Here is a 23285-nt window from a genome sequence, read left to right on the forward strand (position 1 = left end):
CGGTAACCCAACACTCACTTGGGCGGGCCGGTGAGGTCAGGAGTGGGTGAGGTGGCGGCGGAGGGTGACGGCGTCGGGGGCCAGGGCGGAGATCAGGGTGCCGGGGCCGGCCAGCGGGAGTACGGCGCGGCCCTCGGTGACGGAGACCTGGTGGGGACGAGGGGCGGCGCCGGCGAGGAGGAGGCTGCCGACGCAGCGGGCGTCGCCGTAGATCGCGGGGCTGCGGTCGAGGGCGGGATCGCCGACGGTGAACTCCTGGCGGAGCAGCGGGCGTCCGGCGACGGTGGCGTCGAAACGGGAGTGACAGCGGCCGGGCGGCTCGCCGTGCCGGCCGAAGACGATCTCCTCGCGCCAGGAGACGACGGCGTCCTCGGCGAGGGCCAGCCGTACGATCATGCGGTGGTGGCAGCCGGTCGCGAGGACGGTGGGCTCGGGGGCGTAGGTGAGGGTGCCGCCCGGTTCGACGGTGGCGTTGACGATCACTACGGACTCGCCGGGGCCCGGCAGCACCAGCGTGCTCGCGATCGAGCCGACCTCCAGCCGAGCGCCCCGGCCTACGCGCAGGTCGAGCCGCAGATGGTCGCCGCCGAGCGGGCCCGCCGCGCTGGCCACGAGGTGCACCCGCTCCGGGCCGGTCTGGCGCAGGGTCAGCGGCGGGGCCGAGCGGAGCGTGGACAGCACGGTCCGGCCTGCGGCGGTGACCTCGGCGACGACCTCCGCGTGCGCGGTCATCGTCCGCGAGGCGGTGCCGCGCGTCGGTGTCGTCCGCGGGGTGGGGTGCGGTGCCGAGAGGTCGGTGCGCGGGCCGTTGCTCTGCGGCCGGGGCGTTGGCCGGAGGGTGGTCACCGGGTGGGGGCGCCTGCGTGGGTGGCGGGCCAGGCGGCGAGCAGGCCGGTCACCCAGTCGGCCACCGAGTGGGCGCCGTGGTGGTCGCGGATCGAGGTGAAGAGGACCGGCTTGCCGTCGCGTACGGCTGCCGCGTCGCGGGACATGACCGTGAGGTCGGCGCCGACCATCGGGGCGAGGTCGGTCTTGTTGATGACGAGAAGGTCGGCCGTGGTCACGCCGGGACCGCCCTTGCGGGGGACCTTGTCGCCGCCGGAGACGTCGAGGACGAAGATCTGCCAGTCGGCGAGGCCACGGCTGAAGGTTGCGGTGAGGTTGTCGCCGCCGCTCTCCACGATCACCAGGTCGAGCGGGCCGAAACGCTCCTCCAGGGTCTCCACCGCGTCGAGGTTGGCGGCGATGTCGTCGCGGATCGCGGTGTGCGGGCAGCAGCCGGTCTGCACGGCGAGGATCCGCTCGGGGGCGAGCACACCCGCCTCCCGCAGGAAGTCGGCGTCCTCGGTGGTGTAGATGTCGTTGGTCACCACGCCCAGGCGGGTCGACGCGCCGAGGGTCCGGCACAGCGCCGATACCAGCGCGGTCTTCCCGCTTCCCACCGGGCCGCCGATTCCCAGGCGTAGCGCCCGGCCGTGGGTGTCGGGTGCGTGGTGGTGATCGGTGTGGTCCGCGCCCATGATCTTTACCGTCCTTCTCACGATGGATGGATGTCGAGGTCGATGATGTCCCGGCCGCGTGCGCCCGGGTCCCGTGCGGGTGAGGCCGGGAGGGTCAGGAGACGAAGAGTCTCGCTTCGGTGTGGCGGTGCCGCTCCGCCAGGAGGTCGAGGGCGGGGGCGGCGCAGGCGGGCATGCCGGGCGGCTCACGGATGGCGCCTGCCGCACGGGCCGTGTGCTCGACGGCGGGGGTGAGGGCGGCGAGGACCGCGTGCACCGCGACCGGGTCCAGGCCGAGCAGGCGTACGGCGGCGGTGGCCGGGCCGGTGATCGCGTGGTAGGCGGTGGCCAGGGCGGCGTCCTCGGGGGTGCAGCCGGTGGTGGCGGCGATCGTGCCGAGGACGACGGGGTGGTGCGGGCTGGGGATGGCGCTCGCGAGGTCGTCGAGGACGGGGGAGGGCCAGATCCGCCGGGCCACCCGGAGCAGGAGGCGTCCCTGGGTGCGTGCCGCCTCCCGCTGGGCGGGTGACGCGGTGCGGGCGTCGGCCTCCGCCTCCAACTCGCTCCACACCTCCTCGCGACTGCCGCCCGAACCGGCGTTCCAGGCATCCTCACGCTGGTGGCCCGGGTGAGTGCTCATGTCCTCGGGCTGGTGGCCCGGGTGTGTGCTGAGCTGTTCGGGCCGGTCGTTCGGATGGGTGCGCATGTCCTCGGGCTGGTGGCCACGGTGGGCGCTGAGGTGTTCGGGCTGGTGGTCCGGGTGGGCGTGGGCGGGACTGGGCCGGTTGGCTGCGCTGGGCGTCGCGGTGGGGGGCGTGGTGATGCGGGCGCAGGTCGTGGCGGCGAGGGAGGCGGCGACCAGGGCGGTGGTGGCCAGGCGGCCGTGCAGGAAGGACGTGAGCGTGGGCAGGTCGTGCACGGCTCCGTCCTTGATCGCCTGTTCGGCGCCGCCGGAGTGCGCGTGGCCGCCGGCGGGGAGCCGGGAGTCGGCCAGGAGCAGCATCGTGGCATTCATCAGAAGAGGAAGTAGCGCTGGGTCAGCGGGAGGGATCGGGCGGGCGAGGGTTCGATCAGTTCGCCGTCGATGCGCACGGCGAAGGTGTCGGCGGCGATGTCGATGCGGGGGAGCGCGTCGTTGAGCGGCATCGCGGACTTGCCCCGCCGGCGTACGTCGGCGACGGGAACCAGGCGGCGCCGTACGGCGAGGCGGTCGGCGAGGCCGTCTTCGAGGGCGAGGGGCGCGACGAAGTGCAGCGAGGTGGCGGCGGCCGTGATGGGGGAGGCGCCGAACATCGGGCGGGGCAGCACGGGCTGAGGGGTGGGGATGGAGGCGTTGGCGTCGCCCATCTGGGCATAGGCGATCACGCCGCCCTTGATCACCAGGTCCGGCTTGACCCCGAAGAACGCGGGCTCCCACAGGACCAGGTCGGCGAGCTTGCCGGTCTCGACGGAACCGATCTCGTCGTCCAGCCCGTGCGCCACCGCCGGGCATATCGTATATTTCGCGACATAGCGGCGGGCGCGGAGGTTGTCCGAGCCGCCGTCCCCCGGCAACGCCCCCCTGCGGCCCTTCATGACGTGCGCCGTCTGCCAGGTGCGGATGATCGTCTCCCCGACGCGGCCCATGGCCTGGGAGTCGGAGCCGATCATCGCGATCGCCCCCATGTCGTGCAGCACGTCCTCGGCCGCCATCGTCGACGGCCTGATCCGCGACTCGGCGAAGGCCAGGTCCTCGGGGATCGACGGGCTGAGATGGTGGCAGACCATCAGCATGTCGAGGTGCTCGTCGAGCGTGTTGATCGTGTGCGGCCGGGTGGGGTTGGTGGAGGAGGGCAGCACGTTCGGGTAGGAGGCGACCCGGATGATGTCCGGGGCGTGCCCGCCGCCCGCGCCCTCGGTGTGATAGGCGTGGATCATCCGGCCGCCGATGGCCTCCAGCGTCGACTCGACGAACCCGGCCTCGTTCAGCGTGTCGGTGTGGATCGCGACCTGCACGCCCGTGGCGTCCGCGACCGTCAGGCAGGCGTCGATCGCGGCCGGGGTGGTGCCCCAGTCCTCGTGCAGCTTGAAGCCCGAGGCTCCGGCGCGGAGCTGTTCGAGCAGGCCCTCGGTGCTCACCGTGTTGCCCTTGCCGAGCAGTGCCACGTTCACCGGGTACTGGTCGAGCGACTCCAGCATCCGGGCGAGATACCAGGTGCCGGTCACGGTGGTCGCCTTGGTGCCCTCGGCCGGTCCCGTGCCGCCGCCGATGATCGTGGTGACGCCCGCGGCCAGCGCCTCGTCCAGGATCTGCGGCGCGATCAGGTGGACGTGCGAGTCGACGGCGCCCGCCGTGAGGATCTTGCCGTTCCCCGCGATGATCTCCGTGGACGGGCCGATCACCAGGCCGGGATGGACGCCGTCCATCGTGTCGGGGTTGCCCGCCTTGCCGATCGCGACGATCCGGCCGTCGCGCACTCCCACGTCCGCCTTGACCACTCCCCAGTGGTCGAGGATCACCGCGCCGGTCACCACCAGGTCGGCCGCGCCCTCGGCCCTGGTCGTGCGGGCCTGGCCCATGGACTCGCGGATCACCTTCCCGCCGCCGAACACGGCCTCGTCGCCGGCTCCCGAGGGGCCCATCGCGAGATCCTCGGTGACCTCGATGAACAGGTCGGTGTCCGCCAGCCGTATCCGGTCGCCGGTCGTGGGGCCGTAGAGGGCGGCGTACCGTGCGCGGTCAACCTGCATGAGGGTTCTCCTCCAGGGGTCCGGCCCACTCGGATCGCAGGCCGGGGACGATGCGGTGACCGGCGAGCGGCACGAGGTCGACGTCGCGTTCGACGCCCGGCTCGAACCGGATCGCCGTCCCGGCGGGCACGTCCAGGCGCCGGCCCCAGGCCGCCCTGCGGTCGAACTCCAGGCCGGGGTTGGCTGCGGCGAAGTGGTAGTGGGAGCCGACCTGGACGGGCCGGTCCGCGGTGTTCGTCACCCGCACGGTGACCCGGTCGCGGCCGGGATTGAGCGGGATGGGCGCCTCGCCGTACACGATCTCGCCGGGGATCACGGGATCGGCCTGTGCACGGTGACGAGCTTGGTGCCGTCGGGGAAGGTGGCCTCGATCTGCACCGACTCCAGCATCTCGGGGACGCCTTCCATGACGTCGTCCCGGCCGAGCACGCCGCGGCCCGCGTTCATGAGATCGGCCACGGTACGCCCGTCCCTGGCCCCCTCCATCAGGAATGATGCGATGATCGCGGTGGCTTCTGGATGATTGAGCCGGAGTCCCCTGGCCTTGCGGTCACGGGCGACGCCGGCGGCCACGTGGATGAGCAGGCGCTCCTGCTCGTGTGGGGTGAGCCGCATGGCCGGACCTTAGAAACCGGCTGTTTCGACCGCGTTTCCGGCGAATGTCGGATGAGTTTCCTGCCCTCCCTGCACGGCGTGATGATCGTCCCGTACGGCGTGCCGTGGCGCCCAGGTGAATTTTCGGTAAAGCGCAATTAACATCCGCGACCTCGCTAAGAAACGTCGCGAAGTCACCTTGTCGGCAGAAAGCTCGTACGGGGGCCGAAATCGGCAAGGAGGAACATTCGTTGCGGAATTCAGCCTGGAGAACCGCGATCCCTCTGGTGGCGCTGGTCGCCACCCTGGGGGCCTGCGGTGCGGAACCGGCGACATCGCAGCAGGCCGGCGGCGGGGAGGACTCGATCAAGGTCGGCATCCTGCACTCGCTGAGCGGCACGATGGCCATCAGCGAGGTCACCGTCCGGGACGCCGAACTCCTCGCGATCGAGGAGATCAACGCCGCAGGCGGCGTGCTCGGCAAGAAACTCGTCCCGGTGGTGGAGGACGGCGCGTCCGACTGGCCCACCTTCGCCGAGAAGGCCACCAAGCTCATCGCCCGCGACAAGGTCGCCACCGTCTTCGGCGGCTGGACGTCGGCCAGCCGCAAGGCCATGCTGCCCGTCTTCGAACGGCGCAAGGCCCTGCTGTGGTACCCCGTGCAGTACGAGGGCCTGGAGAGCTCGCCGTACATCTTCTACACCGGGGCCACCACCAACCAGCAGATCGTCCCCGGCCTTGAGTACCTGAAGGAACAGGGGAAGAAGAAGATCTTCCTGGTGGGCAGCGACTACGTCTTCCCGCGCACCGCGAACAAGGTCATCAAGGCGTACGCGGCGGCGAACGGGATGCAGGTGATCGGCGAGGAGTACACCCCGCTCGGGCACACCGAGTACAGCACCCTGGTGAACAAGGTGGTCCAGGCCAAGCCGGACGCCGTCTTCAACACCCTCAACGGCGATTCGAACGTCGCGTTCTTCAAGCAGCTCAAGAGCGCCGGGGCGACCGCCGAGTCACTGCCGACGATGTCGGTCAGCGTGGCCGAGGAGGAGGTCAAGGGGATCGGCGTGGACAACATCGCCGGACACCTGGTGGCCTGGAACTACTACCAGACGACGGAGAACGCCGCCAACGGCAAGTTCGTCGCCGCCTTCAAGGCGAAGTACGGCGCGGACAAGGTGACGTCCGACCCGATGGAAGCCGGCTACAACGCGGTCTACCTGTGGGCCGAGGCCGTCAAGAAGGCCGGGTCGGTGGAGGTCGAGGCGGTCAGGAAGGCCGCCGGCGGGATCGAGCTGGAGCGTCCCGAGGGCCTGGTGACCATCGACGGCGAGAACCAGCACATGTTCAAGACCGCGCGGATCGGCGTGGTGCAGCCGGACGGGCTGATCAAGGAGGTCTGGAACTCCAAGGAGCCGATCAAGCCTGACCCGTACCTGAAGGGCTATCCCTGGGCGACGGGGCTGGCCCAGGGGTGACCTTTCCCGCCCCGGCGCCAGTTCGCGCCGGGGCGGTCCGCTGGACTCGCCCGCCGGTGCGGAAGAGGCGGGCTGCGTGTGATGGGAGGCGGTATGGAGGGGTTTCTCAACCAGTTGCCGATCGGGTTGTCGATCGGGGCCGTGTTGCTGCTGATCGCGCTGGGACTGACGTTCACGTTCGGCCAGATGGGCGTGATCAACATGGCGCACGGCGAGTTCATCATGGCCGGGGCCTACACGGCCTATCTGTTGCAGGGCTGGACGGGACGGGCGGCGGTGCTGGTCGCGCTGCCGGTGGCGTTCGTGGTGGCGGGGGCGCTGGGGCTGATCCTGGAACGCCTCGCCATCCGGCACTTCTACGGCAGGCCGCTGGACACGCTGCTGCTGACCTGGGGGGTGAGCCTGGTGCTGCAACAGCTCGCCCGTGACCTGTTCGGGGCGCCCAACGTGCAGGTTCAGGCCCCCGAGTGGTTGCAGGGCGGCCCCGGCATCATGCCGTACAGCCGGATGTTCATCCTGGCCCTCGCGATCGGCAGCGTGGTGGCCGTCTGGGCCTACCTGAACCGCACCGGGCAGGGACGGCGGATGCAGGCGGTGATGCAGAACCGGCGGCTCGCGGCGACCAGCGGCATCGACACCGGCCGGGTGGACATGCGCACCTTCTTCATCGGCTCGGGACTGGCCGGGGTCGCCGGTGTGGCACTCACGCTGATCGGGCCGGTCGGGCCCGCGCTCGGCACCTACTACATCGTGGACGCGTTCCTGGTGGTCGTCGCGGGCGGCCTCGGCCAGCTACGCGGCGCGGTGATCGCGGCGGCGGCGCTGGGGCTGCTCAACTCCTTCGCGGAGTTCTGGACCGACGCCAGCCTGGCGAAGGTCATCGTCTTCGTGGCCATCGTCGGATTCCTGCAGTTCCGGCCGCAGGGGCTGTTCGTGCTCAAGTCGAGGGCGCTCACATGACACTCACCACGGAACGTCCCGTCGCGAAGACACCCCCCGCCACCTGGCGCACCCGGCTCCAGGGCCCGGCGGTGTTCGCCACCGTCGCCGTGCTCGCCCTGGTCGTGGCGCCGCTCCTGCTCGAACCCTTCCGGCTGGGCCTGCTCGCCAAGTATCTCGTCTACGCCATCGTGGCGCTCGGCATCGGCCTCGCCTGGGGCCAGGGCGGCATGCTGGTCCTGGGCCAGGGCGTGTTCTTCGGGCTCGGCGGCTACGCGATGGGCATGCACCTCAAGCTCGTCGAGGCACAGGGCGACCTACCCGACTTCATGGTGTGGAGCGGCGTCGAACAGCTGCCCGCGCTCTGGGAACCGTTCGCCAACCCGGTGTTCGCGCTCGCCATGGTCGTGCTCGCGCCGATGGCGCTCGCGACGGCGCTGGGCGCGCTGGTGTTCAGGCAGCGGGTGCGCGGCGCCTACTTCGCGATCCTCACCCAGGCGCTCGCCGCCGCGTTCGTGATCCTGCTGATCGGCCAGCAGGGGCTGACCGGCGGCACCAACGGGCTGACCAACTTCTTCGAGCTGTTCGGCCAGGACCTCGCCCTCGACGAAACCCAGCGGGTGCTCTACATCGTGGTCGCCGTCGTGCTCGGACTGCTCTACCTCGGCGCCCGGCAGCTCGTGAACTCCCGCTTCGGCAGGCTCCTGGTCGCGGTCAGGGACGGTGAGGACCGGGTGCGCTTCCTCGGTTACAACCCGGCCACCGTCAAGACCGTCACCTTCGCGATCTCGGCGGGCATGGCCGGTCTGGCCGGCGCGCTGTTCGTCCCGGTGGTCGGCATCATCTCCCCGGCGCTGCTCGGCGTGGTGCCCTCGCTGGAACTGGTCGTCGCCGTCGCCGTCGGCGGCCGGTTCGCGCTCGCCGGGGCCGTACTCGGCGCGGTCGTCATGGGCTACGCGAAGACGACCTTCAGCGAGCAGTTCGCCGGCGGCTGGCTCTACCTCCAGGGTGCGCTGTTCATCCTGGTCATGACCCTGGCCCCGCGAGGAATCGCAGGCCTCCTGAGACGCAGGCGGAAGGAGACAAGGTGACGGCTCTGCTGGAGATCCGCGACCTGTCGGTCGTCTTCGACGGCTTCACCGCGATCGACGGCGTCGATCTCACGGTCGATCAGGGAGAACTGCGCTTCCTGATCGGCCCCAACGGCGCGGGCAAGACCACGCTGATCGACGTGATCACCGGCCTGACCAAGCCGGCCGCCGGCGCGGTGCGGTTCGGCGCGGACGACCTCACCGGCCGCAAGGAGCACGAGATCGTACGGCTCGGCGTGGGCCGCACCTTCCAGACCTCGGTGATCTTCGAGGAGCTCACCGTGGTGGAGAACCTCGACCTGGCGGCCTCCTTCCGGCGTCCCCTCTGGGCGCTGGCCGGGCGCAGGCGCGGCATCTCCGAGGCCGTCGAACACGCCCTGACCACCACCGGCCTGGACGAGCTGGCGAACGAGCACGCCCGGGTGCTCTCCCACGGCCAGCGTCAGTGGCTGGAGATCGGCATGCTGCTGGCCCAGCGTCCCCGGCTGCTGCTCCTGGACGAGCCGGTCGCCGGAATGTCGCTGGACGAACGCTCGCGCACCGGCGAACTGCTCACCGAGATCGCCAAGGACCACACCGTGATCGTCGTCGAGCACGACATGGACTTCCTGCGCCGCTACGCCTCCCAGGTCACCGTCCTGCACGAGGGCCGCGTGCTGACCGAGGGCTCGGTCGAGGAGGTCCGCGCGAACCCCAAGGTGCAGGAGGTCTATCTCGGCCGGGCACGTGAGGAGGCCGACGATGCTGTCCGTTGAGGGACTCCAGGCCGGGTACGGCGGAGCCCGCGTGCTGTTCGGGATCTCGCTGGAGGTGGCGGCGGGGCAGCTCGTCTGCGTGATGGGCCGCAACGGCGTCGGCAAGACGACCCTGCTCGACACGGTCATGGGCGTGCTGCCGGCCACCGGCGGCACCGTGACCTTCGAGGGCAGGGATGTGACGAGGCTGCGCCCGCACGAGCGGGTCCGGCTCGGCATCGCCTACGTTCCGCAGGGCCACGAGACGTTTCCGCAGCTCAGCGTGTTGGGCAACCTCCAGGTCACGTTGGAGGCGGCCACCCACCGTGATCCGGCGGCGCTGGAGGAGGCGCTGGAGGTGTTCCCCAGGCTCAAGCCGCTGCTGAAACGACGGGCGGGCTTCCTGTCCGGCGGCCAGCAGCAGCAACTCGCCATCGCCCGGGCCCTGGTCACCCGGCCCAGGCTGCTGATCCTCGACGAGCCGACCGAGGGCATCCAGCCGTCGATCATCATCGAGATCGAGGAGGCGATCGAGCGGCTGCACGCCTCCGGTCTCGCCGTACTCCTCGTCGAGCAGTACCTCGATCTGGCCCTGCGGCTCGCGGACCGCTTCGTGATCCTGGACGCGGGGCGGGTCGTGCGCGCGGGCGCGGCCCAGGAGTTGCACGACGCCGAGGTGCGCAGGCTTCTCGCGGTTTGATCTCGGTGTGGGCAGAACCCCTGCCGTGTGCGACACCGGAGACGTAGCCTGCCAGGACGAGACGTGATCGGGGGACGAGTCCGGGGGGCGAGGATGAGCGACAAGCCCGCAGCAGGGGCACGGTCCGGGCCGACACAGCCCAGGCTGGCACAGACCGGATCAGCACAGACCGGATCAGCACAGACCGGATCAGCACAGACCGGATCCGCACAGACCGGATCCGCACAGACCGGATCCGCACAGTCGGGGTCTGCACAGTCCGGGCAGGAACAGTCCGGTGCGCCGGGCGGTGCCGGGCCGGGACCGCCGCCGAGGGTGCGGCGGTTCCGGACGGCCAGGCTGCTGGCCTGGCTGGTGGCGATCGTCGCGGCGGTCGTCGCGGGCGGCTGGATCGTGTTCTCGAACGGCCCGCCGTCCGAGGCCGAGCTGCGCGAGCAGGCCAGGCTGATCGGCAAGGACCGGCTCCGCGTCGGGGTGAAGCACGACACCCCCGGCATCGCGCTGCGCGACGCGGCGACCGGCAAATTCAAGGGCTTCGACATCGAGATCGCCTATCTCATCGCCGCGGATCTCGGTTTCCTGCCCGACCAGGTGGAGTTCCTGTCGATCGAGACCGAGGACCGGGCCCGGATGCGCGCCAAGGACCGCAACGGCGCGTTCGTCACGGTCGATCTGGTCGTGGCGACCTTCAGCGTCACGGACGACCGGACCAAGGACACCTCGGTCGGCCTGTCCACGCCGTACCTGGAGACCGAGCAGTCAGTGATCACCAGGGCCGGGCACCCGCCGGTGACGTCGCTGAGCCAGCTCCGGGGAAAGCAGGTCTGCACCCTGGGCACCTCCACCTCCAGCGGCCCGCTGAAGGACGCCAGGGCGGAGGTCACCGGCGTGAACCAGATCAAGCAGTGCGTCGACGGGCTCCTCGGCGGCACCTACGAGGCGGTGAGCACCGACGCGGGCATCCTTGCCGGGTTCGTCACCGCGTCGGACGGCAAGCTGCTCCACCACGACATCGGGCTGGAGACCAGGGAGAAGTGGGCGGTCAACACCGGCACCAACACCGCCCTCGGCACCCTGGTGGAGCTGGCCCTGCACCGCTCCTACGCCGATCCGCAGGACCGCCGCTGGGAGGAGGCGTACCAGGCCAACATCACCCCCCTGGTCGCCACCAACCCTGACGTCGACATCGCGGCCGAGCAGCAGCCCTGTGTGAACGCCCCCGACGTGCGCCGCCTGCCCTGGGAACGTGGCATCTCCACGCCCGACTGCCAGCGGCCCAGGCCGGGCCCGGCCGGATGACGGTGCGGGGCCGGGCGCCCGACGATCGCCGTCCCAAGGGGGTCACCCGCCGGGTCATGCCCGTCCCGCGGAACCAGGAGTGGCTGTTCACGCTGCTGCCCGCCTTCCCGCTCGTCCTGCTCGTCATGCGGCTGTGGTACGCCAGCCGCCAGGACACCCAGACGTTGCTGCTGCTGGTGCAGCACGTCAGCCCGCTCGGCATGCTCAGCGCGGTGCTGCTGACCGCGCTGTGGGTGGTGCCCGCCGTCGTGCTGGCGCTGCGGGCGCTCGGCTCCCTCTACCGGATCAGCACGGGACGCTCCTCCTGGCTGGTCAGGTCCGCCGACCGGGTGCCCGACTGGGTGGTCGCGCTCGCCGTCTTGGCGGGGCTGCTCGGCTGGCAGCTACGCCTGCTGCCCACGTTGCTGACGCTGGCCCTGGCGGTCGCCGGGCTGACGGTCCGCGACCGGTATCCGGAGCGGCCGGGCCTGGTCCAGTCGGTGTGCGTGGCCGTGCCGGTCACCACGGCGCTGTTCAGCTACGTCGTGCTCCAGCCGGCCATCTGGCAGGCCGCCGCCCAGGGCGACATGGGCACGCTGATCCTCCTCGCGGTCCCGCCCGGGCTCGCCCCGCTGCTGACCGGCCCGGTGCCCGACGTGTCGGCCCGGCTCATCGCCAACGGGGTGGCGCTGACACTGGTCGTACTGCTGCCGCTGATCGCGGGGGTGGTGGTGTTGCGGGCGCCGATCCTGCCGCTGACCGCGATGGAGCTGGCCACCTCGCCCGATGGGGAGCAGGTGGCGGAGGTGGTGGTCGGCCACGTGATCACAAGTGACGACCGGCTCTCGACCCTGCTCGACCGTTCGGGCGCGGTGCGTTTCATCAGGAACGACCGGCTGGTCTCCAAGGTGCTGTGCCCGGACCCCGGTGATGTGCCGCGCAGCCAGGTGCAGCTCCACCGGTGGTACGTCGAGCAGAGCATGATCTCCTGGGTCGCGCCGGATCCGCTGCCCGCCACGGAGGACCCGCGCTGCGAGGGCCGCCCCGCCGGTTGACGGATCAGCTCCGAGCTGGTCACGAGCCTGCCGGTCGGCGGGTCACGGTCCGAGCCGGTCACGAGCCCGACGGTTGGCGGGTCACGGTCCGGGCCGGTCACGAGCCCGGCCGGGTCGGCGGGTCACACCAGGTGTAGCTGCCACTCGTGCCATTCGTCGAACGGCTGGAAACCGAGCTGCTCGTTGATGGCCACCATGGGCCCGTTGGACGCCGCGTTCCAGGTGATCACTCTGTCCAGGCCGGCCCGCCGGTCGCGCAACGCGAGCAGGTTGGCCACCTTGAGCAGCAGGCCGAGCCGGTGGCCGCGGTGCTCGCGCAGCACCACGGTGTCGCCCTGCCTGGCCCAGCCGGCGTGGTCTGCGGCGTAGTAGACGATCCGGGTCAGCCCGGCGGGCTCGCCGGTGGCGGAATGCCGGGCCAGCAGGTGACAACCGGTGAACCCCGACCGTTCGTGTTTCTGCTCCATATCGGCCACCCGCCCGGCGTCCCACCGCTCGTCCTCGATGTCGAGATCGTCGATCGGGGCGTCGTTCATGCCAGTGACCAGCGTCGCCAGGTCGGGGTACAGGCTCTGCGGCGCGGGACCCGTCCACTGCTCCAGCTCGTAGCCCTCCGCGTGCCGTACGGCCTGCGCGTGCAGCTCCGTCACCCGGTCCCAGTCGATCGTCCGCAGGTCGAGCACCCGGCGGGCGTCGGTGGAGGCGGCCTCGAAGCCGTGCGCCTTGGCGAAGGCGGCGCCGGGGCCGGTGGCCGCGCTCTCGCCGATCATCAGACGGCGGCCGTGGGCGCGGGTACGGGCCAGGGCGTGCCGGAGCAGCTCAGAGCCGACGCCGTGCCGGCGGGCGCCGGGGGCGACGAAGAGCTGGTGCAACAAGGTCAGGTGGGTGTTGTCCGTCTCCGGCAAAGCCAGGGTGTAGCCACCGGCCACCGAGCCGTCCCGCACCTCGGCGTAGGACTCGACGGAGCACCCCGAGCTGAACAGCAGCGTGATGGTGAAATGGTCGAGCGACATCGCCGGACCGGGATCGTCGTTGGCCGCCAGATAGACCTCGTGGAGCCGCTCGATGAGAGCGGGTGTGGCGGCGTCGAGCCGTGCGATCGGCATAAGGCCAAGCAAAGCCGATCGGACACCGGTCGCGCGAGCGAATTACTGGCCGTAGGTCTCCACCTCGTCGATCGGGCGGACGCCCGCCTCGTCCGGGTCCTCGCCGAACTCGCGGCGGGCGCGGCGCTGCCGCAGCAGATCCCAGCACTGGTCCAGCGCGCGCTCCAGGGTGACGATGCGGTCGTTCTCGTCCTCGGAGGAGACGTCGCCTTCCGCGAGTTTGCGCCGAAGGGTGTGTTCCTCGTCGATGAGATCGTTGATCCGCGCGAGGATGTCGCTGTCCTGCACCATTGCGTCCCCCTTCAGGAAGCGTCCTTTTGGACTCTATCCACGGGGTGCCGAAACACACTCGGCGGATGGTTCTTCCGAATAAAAGACTCCCTCTTGGGCAGTTATTGATATGGGCGGATGCGTGTTCATTCGACGGCGAAGAGTGGTTTGCGAATGAGTCATGAGATGGTGCACGTCAGCACTGGTGAGGACGGGGCGGAGGAGTGGGCGTGCCCTGCCTGTGGCCGCCGCCTGCTTCTGCGCTGGCCGCCGCGCTACGAGCGGGTGGTGCTGGACCCGGGTGACGAGAGCGTGCCGCATGCCGGGGCGCGTGGTGACGTCGGCATCGCGGCGATGGAGGTCTCCCAGTTCCCCGGGCCGAGCCAGGCCGAGCGGGAATGGCTCAGGGGCAACGGCATGGAGTGGGACCAGGCGTCCTGAGGACGCCGGATGACCTGGAGGAACCGTGCGGTTTCTCCAGGTCACGCATGTCTCGGGCCGGCCGCGCGGCCGGCGGGGGCGGGCCGTCGGACCGGCGCCTCATCAGGCGGTCGTGAGCCGTGGTTCCGCGACGGCCGCGCCCATCGGGAGCACGATGGGATGTGCGGTCATCACGGAGGGTCTGGTAACCTCCCAACCATGCTGCGCGGGCTGCTTCTTATGTGCCGCGGCGGGGGCCTCTGAAGGCCGGCTCCCTCGCCGCGGAGTGAGCCATGCGCGTCGGCCGTTCTCCGACCGACGAGGAGCCACATCCCGTGAGCGAATATCCGCCGCAGCAGCCCAGTGCCATGCCGATCGGCCGCTACCAGGCGTTCCAGCCCGTCAAGCTGGCCGACCGCACCTGGCCGGGCAAAGAGATCACGCAGGCCCCGCGCTGGTGCGCCGTCGACCTGCGTGACGGCAACCAGGCACTGGTCGACCCGATGGACCCGCACCGCAAGCTCAAGATGTTCGAGCTGCTGGTGGCGATGGGTTACAAGGAGATCGAGGTGGGCTTCCCGGCCGCCTCGCAGACCGACTTCGACTTCGTCCGGCAGATCATCGACGAGGGCCGGATCCCCGACGACGTGGTGATCCAGGTCCTGACCCAGGCCAGGCCGGAGCTGATCGAGCGCACCTTCGAGTCGGTGCGCGGCGCCCGGCAGGCGATCGTCCACCTGTACAACTCGACCTCCACGCTCCAGCGCCGGGTCGTGTTCGGACAGGATCGCGACGGCATCACCGCCATCGCCGTCGACGGCGCCAAGCTGTGCAAGAAGCTGGCCGACGCCATGGACGACACGACGATCTTCTTCCAGTACTCACCCGAGTCCTTCACCGGCACCGAGCTCGACTATGCCGTCGAGATCTGCGACGCGGTCAACGACGTCTGGCGGCCGACCCCCGAGCACAAGGTCATCATCAACCTGCCGGCCACCGTCGAGATGGCGACCCCGAACGTCTACGCCGACTCGATCGAGTGGATGCACCGCAACCTGGCCTACCGCGACTCGATCGTGCTCTCCCTGCACCCGCACAACGACCGGGGCACCGCCGTCGCCGCCGCCGAGCTGGGTTACCTGGCCGGAGCCGACCGCATCGAGGGCTGCCTGTTCGGCAACGGCGAGCGCACCGGCAACGTCTGCCTCGTCACGCTGGGCATGAACCTCTTCTCCCAGGGCGTGGACCCGCAGATCGACTTCTCCGACATCGACGAGATCCGCCGTGTCGTGGAGTACTGCAACCAGCTGCCCGTGCACCCCCGCCACCCGTGGGGCGGCGAGCTCGTCTACACCGCCTTCTCCGGCTCCCACCAGGACGCCATCAAGAAGGGCTTCGACCACATGGCCATCGACGCCGGCGCCGCCGGGGTCCCCGTCGACGAGTTCGCCTGGGCCGTGCCGTACCTCCCGGTCGACCCCAAGGACATCGGCCGCACCTACGAGGCGGTCATCCGGGTCAACAGCCAGTCGGGCAAGGGCGGCGTCGCCTACATCATGAAGGCCGACCACCAGCTCGACCTGCCGCGCAAGCTGCAGGTCGAGTTCTCCAAGGTCGTGCAGGCGCGCACGGACGCCCAGGGCGGCGAGGTCACCCCCGCCCAGATGTGGGAGGCGTTCACCGACGAGTACCTCCCCAACCCCGCCAACCGCTGGGGCCGGCTGGGGCTGCTCGCCCACCGCAACACCAGCACGGTCGACGGCAAGGACAAGATCAACGCCGACCTGCGCGTCGACGGCGAGATCCGCGAGGTCGAGGGCGTCGGCAACGGCCCCATCTCCGCGTTCTGCGACGCCCTGCGCTCCGTCGGCGTCCAGGTGCGCGTCCTCGACTACGTCGAGCACGCGATGAGCGAGGGCACCGACGCCAAGGCCGCGTCCTACGTCGAGTGCGACGTCGCGGGGGTCACCCTGTGGGGCGCCGGCATAGACGCCAACACCACCACCGCCTCCCTCAAGGCCCTGGTCTCAGCCGTCAACCGCACCACCCGCTGACCGCCGGCCTCCTTTGACCGCGTACGGCCACGCCGTACGCGCGCGCCACCCATTGACCGGGTACGGCAGGGCTGGGACAGCCTGCCGGACCCTCTGTCGGCCATGCCCACAAGGCGACCGCCGTAGCCGGCCGCTCCGCCCTCGCGATCCGGGGGACGTCCGCGACCGCCCGCCCCGAATACGGGGTGTGCCGTGAGACCTGCCGTCTGCGCTCCCCGTGATCCGGGGGCGCAGGCGGCTTCGTCAGTGATCAGGCGGGCATGCCGAGCAGGGCCGCGTGACGGCGCATGAGGTGGTCGAAGGCCGTGGCGCGGTTCAGGATCGCATTGTTGAACTGGCCGAAGAGCTCGAAGCTGACCCAGCCGAACAGGCCCGTCCACGCGACCAGGGCCTGGGCCACCACGTCGTCGGGGACGCCGGGCATGAGCTCGCGCACGATCGCCGCGTCGCCGGCGAACGCGGCGGGTGGGGCGGGGGTGCCGCCGGGCGGAGTGAGGGCTCCGGCGGCGTAGGCCTCGGAGATGATCCGGCCGTAGACGACGGTGTCGCGGATGGCCGCCACGACGGTGTCCTCGGGAGCCTGGTAACCCGGCACGGGCGAGCCGTACAGCAGCGCGTATTCATGCGGGCGGGCGAGCGCCCATTCCCGCACGGCCCGGCAGACGGCCAGCCATCTGCCGGTGAAATCGTCGCGTGGGCACACCGCGTCGGCGTCTTCGACCGCTTCGCCCAGGGCGTTGTAGCCGTCGATGATCAGGGCGGTGAGCAGGTCGTCGCGGCTGGGGAAGTAGCGGTAGATCGCCGAGGAGACCATGCCCATCTCCCTGGCCACGGCGCGCAGCGAGAGTCCCGGAGCGCCGTCGGTGGCCAGGTGCCGCCGCGCGATGTCGGTGATCTCACGGGTCAGCTCCGCGCGGACTCGCTCTCTGGCAGTACGGCTCGCGTTCATGACCTCACCATAACAGAGCACCAGGAAAATACGAGAGCACCGCTCTTGACACTCTGGGGACTCATGAGAGAGCATTGCTCTCGCAAAGGAACATGGTTCACGAAGAGGGGCAACGCTCATGGGTAAGCATGTCGTCGTGGGAGCCGGTCAGGTCGGATCCGAGGTCGTCAGGGAGCTCGCGGCTCGTGGGCAGGAGGTCGTGGTGGTGAGCAGGTCCGGCTCCGGTCCGGACCTTCCGGGCGTGCGAAAGGTCGCGGCGAACGCGGCCGACAGCGCGGAGCTGATCCGCCTGGCCCAGGGCGCGGACGCGCTCTACAACTGCGTCAACCCCGCCTACCACCGCTGGCTGACCGACTGGCAGCCGATCGCCGACTCGCTGCTGGCCACGGCGGAGGCGACCGGCGCCGGATACGTCATCCTCGGCAACCTCTATGTCTACGGCCCGCCGTCCGGTGTGATGACCGAGAGCCACCCGATGCGGGCGACCAGCGCCAAGGCCGAGGTCAGGGCGCAGATGTGGCGCGACGCGCTCGCCGCGCACGAGGCCGGCAGGATCAGGGTCACCGAGCTGCGCGGCTCCGACTACTACGGGCCGGGCTGCCTCGACCAGTCGCACCTGGGGGAGAGGTTCATGCCCAAGGTGCTCGCCGGCAAGATGGCCCGCCTCACCGGCGACCCCGACCAGCCGCACAGCTGGACCTACGTGCCCGACGTGGCGACGGCCCTGGTCACCGCCGCGCTCGACGACCGCTCATGGGGACGGGCCTGGCACATCCCGACCGCGCCCGCCCTGACCTACCGTGAGATCGCCACCCGGGTCCACGAGCTGGCCGGCACGCCCAGCCCCAAGGTCGGCTCCACTCCCCAGTGGCTCGTCGACGCCCTCGGGCGGATGTCGCCGATGCTCGGCGAGATCAAGCACATCCGCTACCAGTTCGACCGGCCCTTCGTGATGGACTCCACCGCGTTCCAGACCACCTTCGGAATGTCCCCGACGCCGGTGGACGAGGCCCTCGCCGCGACGATCGGCTGGTGGCGGGCGCGGGAACTGGTCGCCGCCTAGCCCTGCCGGCTCGCCGTCAGCCGCTCCCGGACATCCCTCGAACCGCCGGCGCGGTCGACGGCACGGTGCCACCGGTGCCGCGGAACACGCGCAACAGGCAGGCCGGTCGCAGCAGGGCCGACGGCGGATCGAGGAGGTTCGCCACGCGCAGGAAGCGGCGGCCCAGCTCGACGTCGTGCTCGGCGGCGCGGTGGAAGCGCTCCAGGTAGGCGTTGATCACCCTGACCTTGAGGGTACGCCGCCCGCGGACCCCGGGCAGCCGCAGGTCGCCGCTGACCACGATGTCCCACGGCCCGTCGACGACCCGGGCGACCGCCCGGAACAGCTCGCTCGCGGGTCTGTCCCGACGGGCCCACCCGCCCAGCTTCAACGCCTCCACGGCGGCGACGCTCATGCCCTGGCCGTAGATCGGGTTGAAGGCGCACACCGCGTCGCCCAGGACCGCCAGGCCGCGGGGGAAACGGGACAGCCGCTCGTATCGCCGTCGCACGCTGGCCGGTGTGCGGTGGTGGCGACCCTGGTCGATCGGCTCAGCCGAGCTGACCAACTCGTGGATGTCGGGCGCGGGCAAGGTGCTCGCATAGGCCACGAAGCTGTCGTAGTCGGCCGGCGGCGCGTCGCCGTACCCCCCGATGGTGACGATCCACCGGTCACCCTCCATCGCCAGCGCCACCCCGGCCCGGGGGACCGCGCGGGTCGCGGCCATGATGACCACCGAGTCCCCGGCCAGGTCATCGGCACACCTGCGGAACACCCGGGTGGTGTAGGTCAGGTCGATCTCGACTCGCTCCTCCGCCGGCGCGGGGAAACCGAGCTCGCCCAGCCAGACCGGGGCGCGCGACCCACGGCCCGACGCGTCGACGACCAGGTCGGCGGTGATCGTCTCGCCGGAGACGAGACGCACGCCGGTGACCCGGTCGCCGTGGTGAGTGAGGCCGAAGACCTGGCTCTCTCCGAGCACCTCCACCCCGGTGAGCCCGCCCACCTGCCGCCGGATCTGGCCCTCCAAGAGCAGACGGCTGACCAGGAGTCCGGGCATTCCGCCCGGTGCCGGGGCCAGGCGACGCCCCTCGTTGATCCACCGGCAGTCGGCCTGCAGGTCTCCGCCGAACGCCCCGCGTGCCGTCAACTCGGCGGTGAGACCCGGCAGCAGCAGTTCCATGGCCTCCAGACCCCGGGCCAGCAGACCGTGGGCATGCCCGCTCTGCGCCGTGCCGCGGCGATGCACGTCCGCATCGGGTAACTCGTCCCTGTCCAGTACGGTGACCCGGTAGCCGATCCTGCTGAGCGCGGCGGCGGCCAGCAGACCGGACACGCTGGCCCCGATGACGACGGCATGCCTCATGGCCCCTCCGAGGGGAAGCGAGATGGATGTCGTCCTCATGGTCTCCCAGCCCTTGACGGCTCCCCGCCCCTAATCTCGCGGGCTCACCCCTGATCACGCATCCCGATGGCGCTGGTGACCGAAGGCCGGTGAAGGGCGGTGTCGGACGAGAGGGGGCTGGTCTCCCGGTTGTCGGGGCCGGAGGATCCGGCCGGGTCAGCGATGAATGCCGAGTTCGCAGGGGGAATCGGTGGCGTCGCGAGGGTCTCGGGTCTCGGCCCTGATCTCGGAGAGGACGCCGAGAAGCCTGTCGCCGTCGACACCGAACTGTGTGACCTTGGCGGTGGCGGCACGGACCGCCTGCCTGAGAGCCGGTGCGGGCTCGACCCCGGCGGAGCGCAGCGCGAGGAACACCCCGGCCAGGATCTCTCCCGCATGGGTGGTGTCCACCGGCGTGACCGGGACGGTGGCGGCGTGCCAGGTCCGCCCGGCCGCCGAGTAGGAAGCGCCCTTCGGGCCGTGCTTCGTGATGGCGGAGTTCTGCGGCAGCGGACCGTCCGCGAAGAGGATCCGGCGTTCCTCGTCGTTCATGAAGGCGAGATCGCAGCTGTTGAGGGCGACGCGAGACCCCTCCGGATCGAGCTCGGCATAGTGCTCGAACGCATCGGCTGACACGGTCCGGTGCCCGGGGAGCGCCTTCAGGAAGGCCAGCCATTCCTGTTGCTGGGCCGGGGGAGCGGTGCAGATATGCACGTGACCGGCGCTCTCGTACTCCCTGGGAAAGCAGGAGAGGGCGGCGTGCGAGGCCACTCCGAGATCCGTGTCGAACGACCGCCTGCCATCGGAATGCTGAACAATGCGAAAACGAGCAGAATGCCCGTCCAGGATTCCCAGTCCTCGGGTATCGATGCCCAGCCTCCGGAGTGGACCTAGATCGTAATCGGCACCGATCGCCGAGACGAGCCCGACCTGCTGGGGGGCGAGGAGAGCGGCGCCGCGTACGCATCCGTATCCGGCACCGCCTGGACTCCGGGTCTCGCCGTGCGGGGAGTATTCATCGTTTGTTCCGACGTGACCTATGATTACGATATCGACCATTGAAGTCCCCTTTGTTCTGGTTCTTGCAATGCTCAGCGCCTCAGTGTACCGGGTGGCCGTTTTTCGGACTAGCCTTAAATGGAATTATGGATTAGTTGCCTAGTGATCCACGGCTTTGAAGGGGTGGCGGCAGGCTGCTCGAACCGGATATCCTCTGGCCCATCCGCGTGGGAAGAAGCCTGGTGCAGAAGTGGAAGTCGTCATATTCGCTCTCGCCGTGACGGGATCCCTGGTCGGTGCACTGACCTTGTTGGTCAATTTCAGCCAGTACAGGCTGCAAAAGTCGCTTAAGCCTGGAGCGCCCGGCGAGAGAATGGATCCGGTAGAAGCCGGAAAGATACTCCGCGACGTCACTTCCGACCCTGTCAGGATTATTGCCGCGAACCATATCTTCATCGAATCGGAGAAAAAGGGCGTCGGCTATATCGACAAGCAGGAGATCGGGATATATCTAGACATGCACAGCGCCGCCTGTGATCCGGAAAAACGCGAGACCCTGGCGGGGGCGCTGGCGGATTTCGTCCGGCAAACGGCGGGATATCAATCACTCAACGGCGTTTCATTCGCGTCTCCGCGTGAAGGAAATCTCCTTGTGGGGGCCGGTGCGGCACAACGCCTCGGGCTGAACTTCCTGATGATCAGGACCGGCAGGGCTCCGCGGTTCGGATATCCGATCGAAGGGGCCTTCTCTCCGGGATCGACCGCGATTCTGGTGGATGATCTCTGCATGGAGGCGACGTTCCTCACCCGATGCGTCAAACTGCTCCGCAGGTATGGCTTGAATGTGTCCCACTGCGTCTGCCTGTTCGAGAGGCTCGACGGCAATGCCAGGGAGGGGCTCGCCGAGGTTTCGGTCGAACTTCACTCGAAGTACCAGATCGACGACGAAGAGCTGGCTCGATTCAAACAGTACGGTGAATCCGCCCTGGAAGACGATGGGCGACCGGAAGGGACGGAGAAGTCGTGACCGGCGACCTGACATCCTGGGGCGAAAAAGGATTCTTGGCCGACCTGCTTCCCGGGTTGTATGTGGACCCCCTGTTGCTTGGCGGATTCGGGCATGACGCATCGGTGATCGAGTTGCCGGATGCCCCCTTCAATCTCATCCAGAAGATCGATCGGGCTTCGCACCCGGTGGCGCTCAAAGAAGGCTGGTCCGGATATCGAACCTGGGGACGAATGGCGGTCACCGCGAATTGCAGTGACATCCTCGCGTCGGGCGGGCGGCCGATCGCCTGCATGATGGCGGTCATGGTACCCGGTACCGAGAAGGCCGTTAACGTGCGGGACATCATTTTCGGCGCCGCCGACGAATGCCGGGCCAACGGAGTGATCTACGCCGGCGGCGACACGAAGGAGGCTCAGGACCCCCATGTGGTGGGAACCGCCATCGGTATTATCGAAAAGGACGGATTCCTGCCGAGAAACACGGCGGAACCCGGGGATCAGCTGTTCTGCGCCGGATTGGTAGGCGGTTTCGCCGGAGCGTACTTCATGCTGAAGAACGTGCCGCAGGATGAGCGGGACCACACGGTCGACGCCTACATCGAGTATCTCGCCTCACCCATTGCGCAGTGGTGTGCGGCACGGGAGATGAACAAGAGAAAGGCGGCACGCTGCGGCATGGACGCCAGCGACGGTATTTTGGACGTGCTCCAGACGTTCTCGTCGGCGGGCGTTCAGGTCAACCTCGACCTCGCCGAGGTTCCTTACCATGATTTCGCCGTCGAGTGTGCACGAAAGACCGGTATCCCGCTCACGCAACTTATCTTCGGCGGCGGTGACTGGAACATCCTGTACTGCGTTCCCCCTGATCGGGTGGCGGAACTGCGCGAGGTGCGCGGTGTTCCCATCTATCGCATCGGCGAGATCACGGCTGGCAGTGGTGTCGTCGCGCGCGCGGGCGATGGGGCCGAACACATGGTGCGTGGCGTGGTGAACGAACACTTCAAAAGCAGGATCGAGGATGCCACCGGTTTCATGGACAGCATCGAGAAGGGGAGGTTCATTCAGTAAAGCCCACCACGGGCGAGGAATTTCTTGCGATTTATAGTAATTTGGGAGATGGCCTCTCCGACGCCGACCTGGAGAATGCTGTCGCTGTACGTGTAGCCGTGGCCAAGGGCGTCGAAGAAGCGGCCGGCTGGGTCGACCATCGCATAACTGCCGGTCATCGCCTCGTTGTCCTCAGGAATGATCCGCACGCCGTGCGCCTCCACGGATACGCTCCGCGCGACGAATCGTGCGAACTGGTCGGCGGTGACCAGCAAGGGTTCCACCTTTCCTGAGTTCTGTCCCCAGACGGGAGTACCTCGAATATCTTCCAGCGTTCCGGCTGGGCGGCGATGATGAACTCGGTCAGGTCCTCGAAGTGGTTGGCGGTGGTGACCACGGTGTTGATCTTCAGGCGAAAGCCGTTCTCCTTGAGACGCAGGCACAGGTCGAGGTAGTGGGTTTCGCTCGCGGGTAGCGCCGCTGTCACCCGGCCCGTCATGGCCAGGGTGGCGGAGTTCAGGCTGTCGACGCTGATCGTCACCCAGTCGAGGATGCCGCGTAGGCTCCGGAGGGTCTCGGTGCTCAGCAGGCTGCCGTTGGTGACGAGTGCGGTGGTGAGGCCATGGGCGCGGGCGAGCCGGATCAGATCGATGATCCAGGGGCAGAGCAGTGGCTCTCCGCCAGCGAAGGTGATCTTGAGAAACCCGGCGTCCGCGAGCAGGGACACCACCCGTTCCGCATCATTTTGAGTGAGGTGTCCCTCAGGCAGGACCGTGCGCCGCACGTCGCGGAAGGTGGCAAAGCAGAAGCGGCATTTCATATTGCAGGGTTGCCAAAGATGAAAATTAACTGTCTCGACTGGTACGCGCGCGCCTGTTAAGATCATTATAATCTCCATTGGCTATACG

The 23285-nt window shown here is 69.2% G+C and carries 25 protein-coding genes; 12 read left to right on the forward strand and 13 right to left on the reverse strand.

Annotated elements, in window-relative coordinates:
- Positions 1 to 36: 36 nt before the first annotated feature.
- The 6 genes from MBA17_RS01480 to MBA17_RS01505 all read right to left on the reverse strand — a co-directional run bounded on the left by MBA17_RS01480 (position 37) and on the right by MBA17_RS01505 (position 4844).
- Positions 37 to 846: an urease accessory protein UreD gene (locus MBA17_RS01480; protein ID WP_238494371.1), complete on the reverse strand. Its 810-nt coding sequence runs from the start codon at positions 844 to 846 to the stop codon at positions 37 to 39.
- Positions 843 to 1520 (reverse strand): urease accessory protein UreG, encoded by a 678-nt coding sequence (ureG, locus tag MBA17_RS01485; protein ID WP_238495014.1) that lies wholly within the window; start codon positions 1518 to 1520, stop codon positions 843 to 845. Before ureG ends, MBA17_RS01480 begins: the two co-directional genes overlap by 4 nt.
- 94 nt (positions 1521 to 1614) lie before the next feature.
- Positions 1615 to 2514, reverse strand: coding sequence for an urease accessory protein UreF (locus MBA17_RS01490; RefSeq protein ID WP_238494372.1), 900 nt, complete (start codon positions 2512 to 2514; stop codon positions 1615 to 1617).
- The gene (locus MBA17_RS01495; RefSeq protein WP_238494373.1) at positions 2514 to 4229 is read right to left on the reverse strand and encodes an urease subunit alpha; all 1716 of its coding nucleotides are present in this window, start codon (positions 4227 to 4229) and stop codon (positions 2514 to 2516) included. The genes MBA17_RS01490 and MBA17_RS01495 overlap by 1 nt, the downstream gene beginning before the upstream one ends.
- Positions 4219 to 4545 (reverse strand): urease subunit beta, encoded by a 327-nt coding sequence (locus tag MBA17_RS01500; RefSeq protein ID WP_455432666.1) that lies wholly within the window; start codon positions 4543 to 4545, stop codon positions 4219 to 4221. The genes MBA17_RS01495 and MBA17_RS01500 overlap by 11 nt, the downstream gene beginning before the upstream one ends.
- Positions 4542 to 4844: an urease subunit gamma gene (locus MBA17_RS01505; RefSeq protein ID WP_238494374.1), complete on the reverse strand. Its 303-nt coding sequence runs from the start codon at positions 4842 to 4844 to the stop codon at positions 4542 to 4544. Before MBA17_RS01505 ends, MBA17_RS01500 begins: the two co-directional genes overlap by 4 nt.
- A 230-nt stretch (positions 4845 to 5074) precedes the next feature.
- Here MBA17_RS01505 and urtA point away from each other — a divergent pair, with 230 nt between their 5' ends.
- The 7 genes from urtA to MBA17_RS01540 all read left to right on the forward strand — a co-directional run bounded on the left by urtA (position 5075) and on the right by MBA17_RS01540 (position 12098).
- Complete coding sequence (urtA, locus tag MBA17_RS01510) at positions 5075 to 6301, forward strand: urea ABC transporter substrate-binding protein (RefSeq protein ID WP_455432667.1); 1227 nt, start codon at positions 5075 to 5077, stop codon at positions 6299 to 6301.
- A gap of 93 nt (positions 6302 to 6394) precedes the next feature.
- The gene (urtB, locus tag MBA17_RS01515; protein ID WP_238494375.1) at positions 6395 to 7261 is read left to right on the forward strand and encodes an urea ABC transporter permease subunit UrtB; all 867 of its coding nucleotides are present in this window, start codon (positions 6395 to 6397) and stop codon (positions 7259 to 7261) included.
- Positions 7258 to 8331, forward strand: a complete 1074-nt coding sequence (gene urtC, locus MBA17_RS01520; RefSeq protein WP_238494376.1) for an urea ABC transporter permease subunit UrtC — start codon at positions 7258 to 7260, stop codon at positions 8329 to 8331. Before urtB ends, urtC begins: the two co-directional genes overlap by 4 nt.
- Positions 8328 to 9086, forward strand: a complete 759-nt coding sequence (urtD, locus tag MBA17_RS01525; protein ID WP_238494377.1) for an urea ABC transporter ATP-binding protein UrtD — start codon at positions 8328 to 8330, stop codon at positions 9084 to 9086. Before urtC ends, urtD begins: the two co-directional genes overlap by 4 nt.
- On the forward strand, positions 9073 to 9765 hold the full coding sequence (gene urtE / locus MBA17_RS01530) for an urea ABC transporter ATP-binding subunit UrtE (RefSeq protein ID WP_238494378.1): 693 nt from the start codon (positions 9073 to 9075) through the stop codon (positions 9763 to 9765). The genes urtD and urtE overlap by 14 nt, the downstream gene beginning before the upstream one ends.
- 315 nt (positions 9766 to 10080) lie before the next feature.
- Positions 10081 to 11064 (forward strand): transporter substrate-binding domain-containing protein, encoded by a 984-nt coding sequence (locus MBA17_RS01535; RefSeq protein WP_238494379.1) that lies wholly within the window; start codon positions 10081 to 10083, stop codon positions 11062 to 11064.
- A 56-nt stretch (positions 11065 to 11120) separates the two neighbouring features.
- On the forward strand, positions 11121 to 12098 hold the full coding sequence (locus tag MBA17_RS01540; protein WP_238494380.1) for a hypothetical protein: 978 nt from the start codon (positions 11121 to 11123) through the stop codon (positions 12096 to 12098).
- A 122-nt stretch (positions 12099 to 12220) separates the two neighbouring features.
- Here MBA17_RS01540 and MBA17_RS01545 read toward each other — a convergent pair whose 3' ends face one another.
- Both MBA17_RS01545 and MBA17_RS01550 read right to left on the reverse strand, forming a co-directional pair.
- Complete coding sequence (locus MBA17_RS01545; RefSeq protein WP_238494381.1) at positions 12221 to 13204, reverse strand: GNAT family N-acetyltransferase; 984 nt, start codon at positions 13202 to 13204, stop codon at positions 12221 to 12223.
- Positions 13205 to 13246: 42 nt separating this feature from the next.
- Positions 13247 to 13495, reverse strand: a complete 249-nt coding sequence (locus MBA17_RS01550; protein WP_238494382.1) for a DUF2630 family protein — start codon at positions 13493 to 13495, stop codon at positions 13247 to 13249.
- 153 nt (positions 13496 to 13648) lie between these two features.
- On the opposite strand from MBA17_RS01550, the gene MBA17_RS01555 reads away from it, so the two are divergent.
- Together MBA17_RS01555 and leuA are read left to right on the forward strand one after the other, a co-directional pair.
- Positions 13649 to 13915 carry a hypothetical protein gene (locus MBA17_RS01555; protein ID WP_238494383.1) on the forward strand — a complete coding sequence of 89 codons (267 nt, stop codon included), beginning with the start codon at positions 13649 to 13651 and terminating at the stop codon, positions 13913 to 13915.
- Between the two features lie 347 nt (positions 13916 to 14262).
- Positions 14263 to 15948 carry a 2-isopropylmalate synthase gene (leuA, locus tag MBA17_RS01560; protein ID WP_238495017.1) on the forward strand — a complete coding sequence of 562 codons (1686 nt, stop codon included), beginning with the start codon at positions 14263 to 14265 and terminating at the stop codon, positions 15946 to 15948.
- Between the two features lie 250 nt (positions 15949 to 16198).
- Here the strand turns inward: leuA and MBA17_RS01565 are convergent, their stop codons facing one another.
- Positions 16199 to 16897: a TetR/AcrR family transcriptional regulator gene (locus MBA17_RS01565; protein ID WP_238494384.1), complete on the reverse strand. Its 699-nt coding sequence runs from the start codon at positions 16895 to 16897 to the stop codon at positions 16199 to 16201.
- A gap of 118 nt (positions 16898 to 17015) precedes the next feature.
- Between MBA17_RS01565 and MBA17_RS01570 the strand changes: the two genes are divergently transcribed.
- On the forward strand, positions 17016 to 17960 hold the full coding sequence (locus MBA17_RS01570; RefSeq protein ID WP_238494385.1) for an NAD-dependent epimerase/dehydratase family protein: 945 nt from the start codon (positions 17016 to 17018) through the stop codon (positions 17958 to 17960).
- A gap of 16 nt (positions 17961 to 17976) precedes the next feature.
- Here MBA17_RS01570 and MBA17_RS01575 read toward each other — a convergent pair whose 3' ends face one another.
- Positions 17977 to 19305 (reverse strand): FAD-dependent oxidoreductase, encoded by a 1329-nt coding sequence (locus MBA17_RS01575; RefSeq protein ID WP_238494386.1) that lies wholly within the window; start codon positions 19303 to 19305, stop codon positions 17977 to 17979.
- A 195-nt stretch (positions 19306 to 19500) separates the two neighbouring features.
- A complete protein-coding gene (locus MBA17_RS01580; RefSeq protein ID WP_238494387.1) occupies positions 19501 to 20382 on the reverse strand; it encodes a carbohydrate kinase family protein in 882 nt (293 codons plus the stop codon).
- Positions 20383 to 20572: 190 nt separating this feature from the next.
- Here MBA17_RS01580 and MBA17_RS01585 point away from each other — a divergent pair, with 190 nt between their 5' ends.
- A complete protein-coding gene (locus MBA17_RS01585; RefSeq protein WP_238494388.1) occupies positions 20573 to 21349 on the forward strand; it encodes a type I phosphoribosyltransferase in 777 nt (258 codons plus the stop codon).
- A complete protein-coding gene (locus MBA17_RS01590; RefSeq protein WP_238494389.1) occupies positions 21346 to 22398 on the forward strand; it encodes a thiamine-phosphate kinase in 1053 nt (350 codons plus the stop codon). Before MBA17_RS01585 ends, MBA17_RS01590 begins: the two co-directional genes overlap by 4 nt.
- Here MBA17_RS01590 and MBA17_RS01595 read toward each other — a convergent pair.
- Together MBA17_RS01595 and MBA17_RS01600 are read right to left on the reverse strand one after the other, a co-directional pair.
- Positions 22392 to 22586 (reverse strand): hypothetical protein, encoded by a 195-nt coding sequence (locus MBA17_RS01595; RefSeq protein WP_238494390.1) that lies wholly within the window; start codon positions 22584 to 22586, stop codon positions 22392 to 22394. The genes MBA17_RS01590 and MBA17_RS01595 overlap by 7 nt on opposite strands.
- Entirely contained in the window at positions 22553 to 23263 is a 711-nt protein-coding gene (locus MBA17_RS01600) for a viperin family antiviral radical SAM protein (RefSeq protein ID WP_238494391.1), read from the reverse strand. The genes MBA17_RS01595 and MBA17_RS01600 overlap by 34 nt, the downstream gene beginning before the upstream one ends.
- Between the last annotated feature and the right edge of the window lie 22 nt (positions 23264 to 23285).

The sequence above is a fragment of the Dolomitihabitans soli genome (assembly GCF_022213955.1).
Taxonomy (GTDB): Bacteria; Actinomycetota; Actinomycetes; order Streptosporangiales; family Streptosporangiaceae; genus Streptosporangium_A; species Streptosporangium_A soli.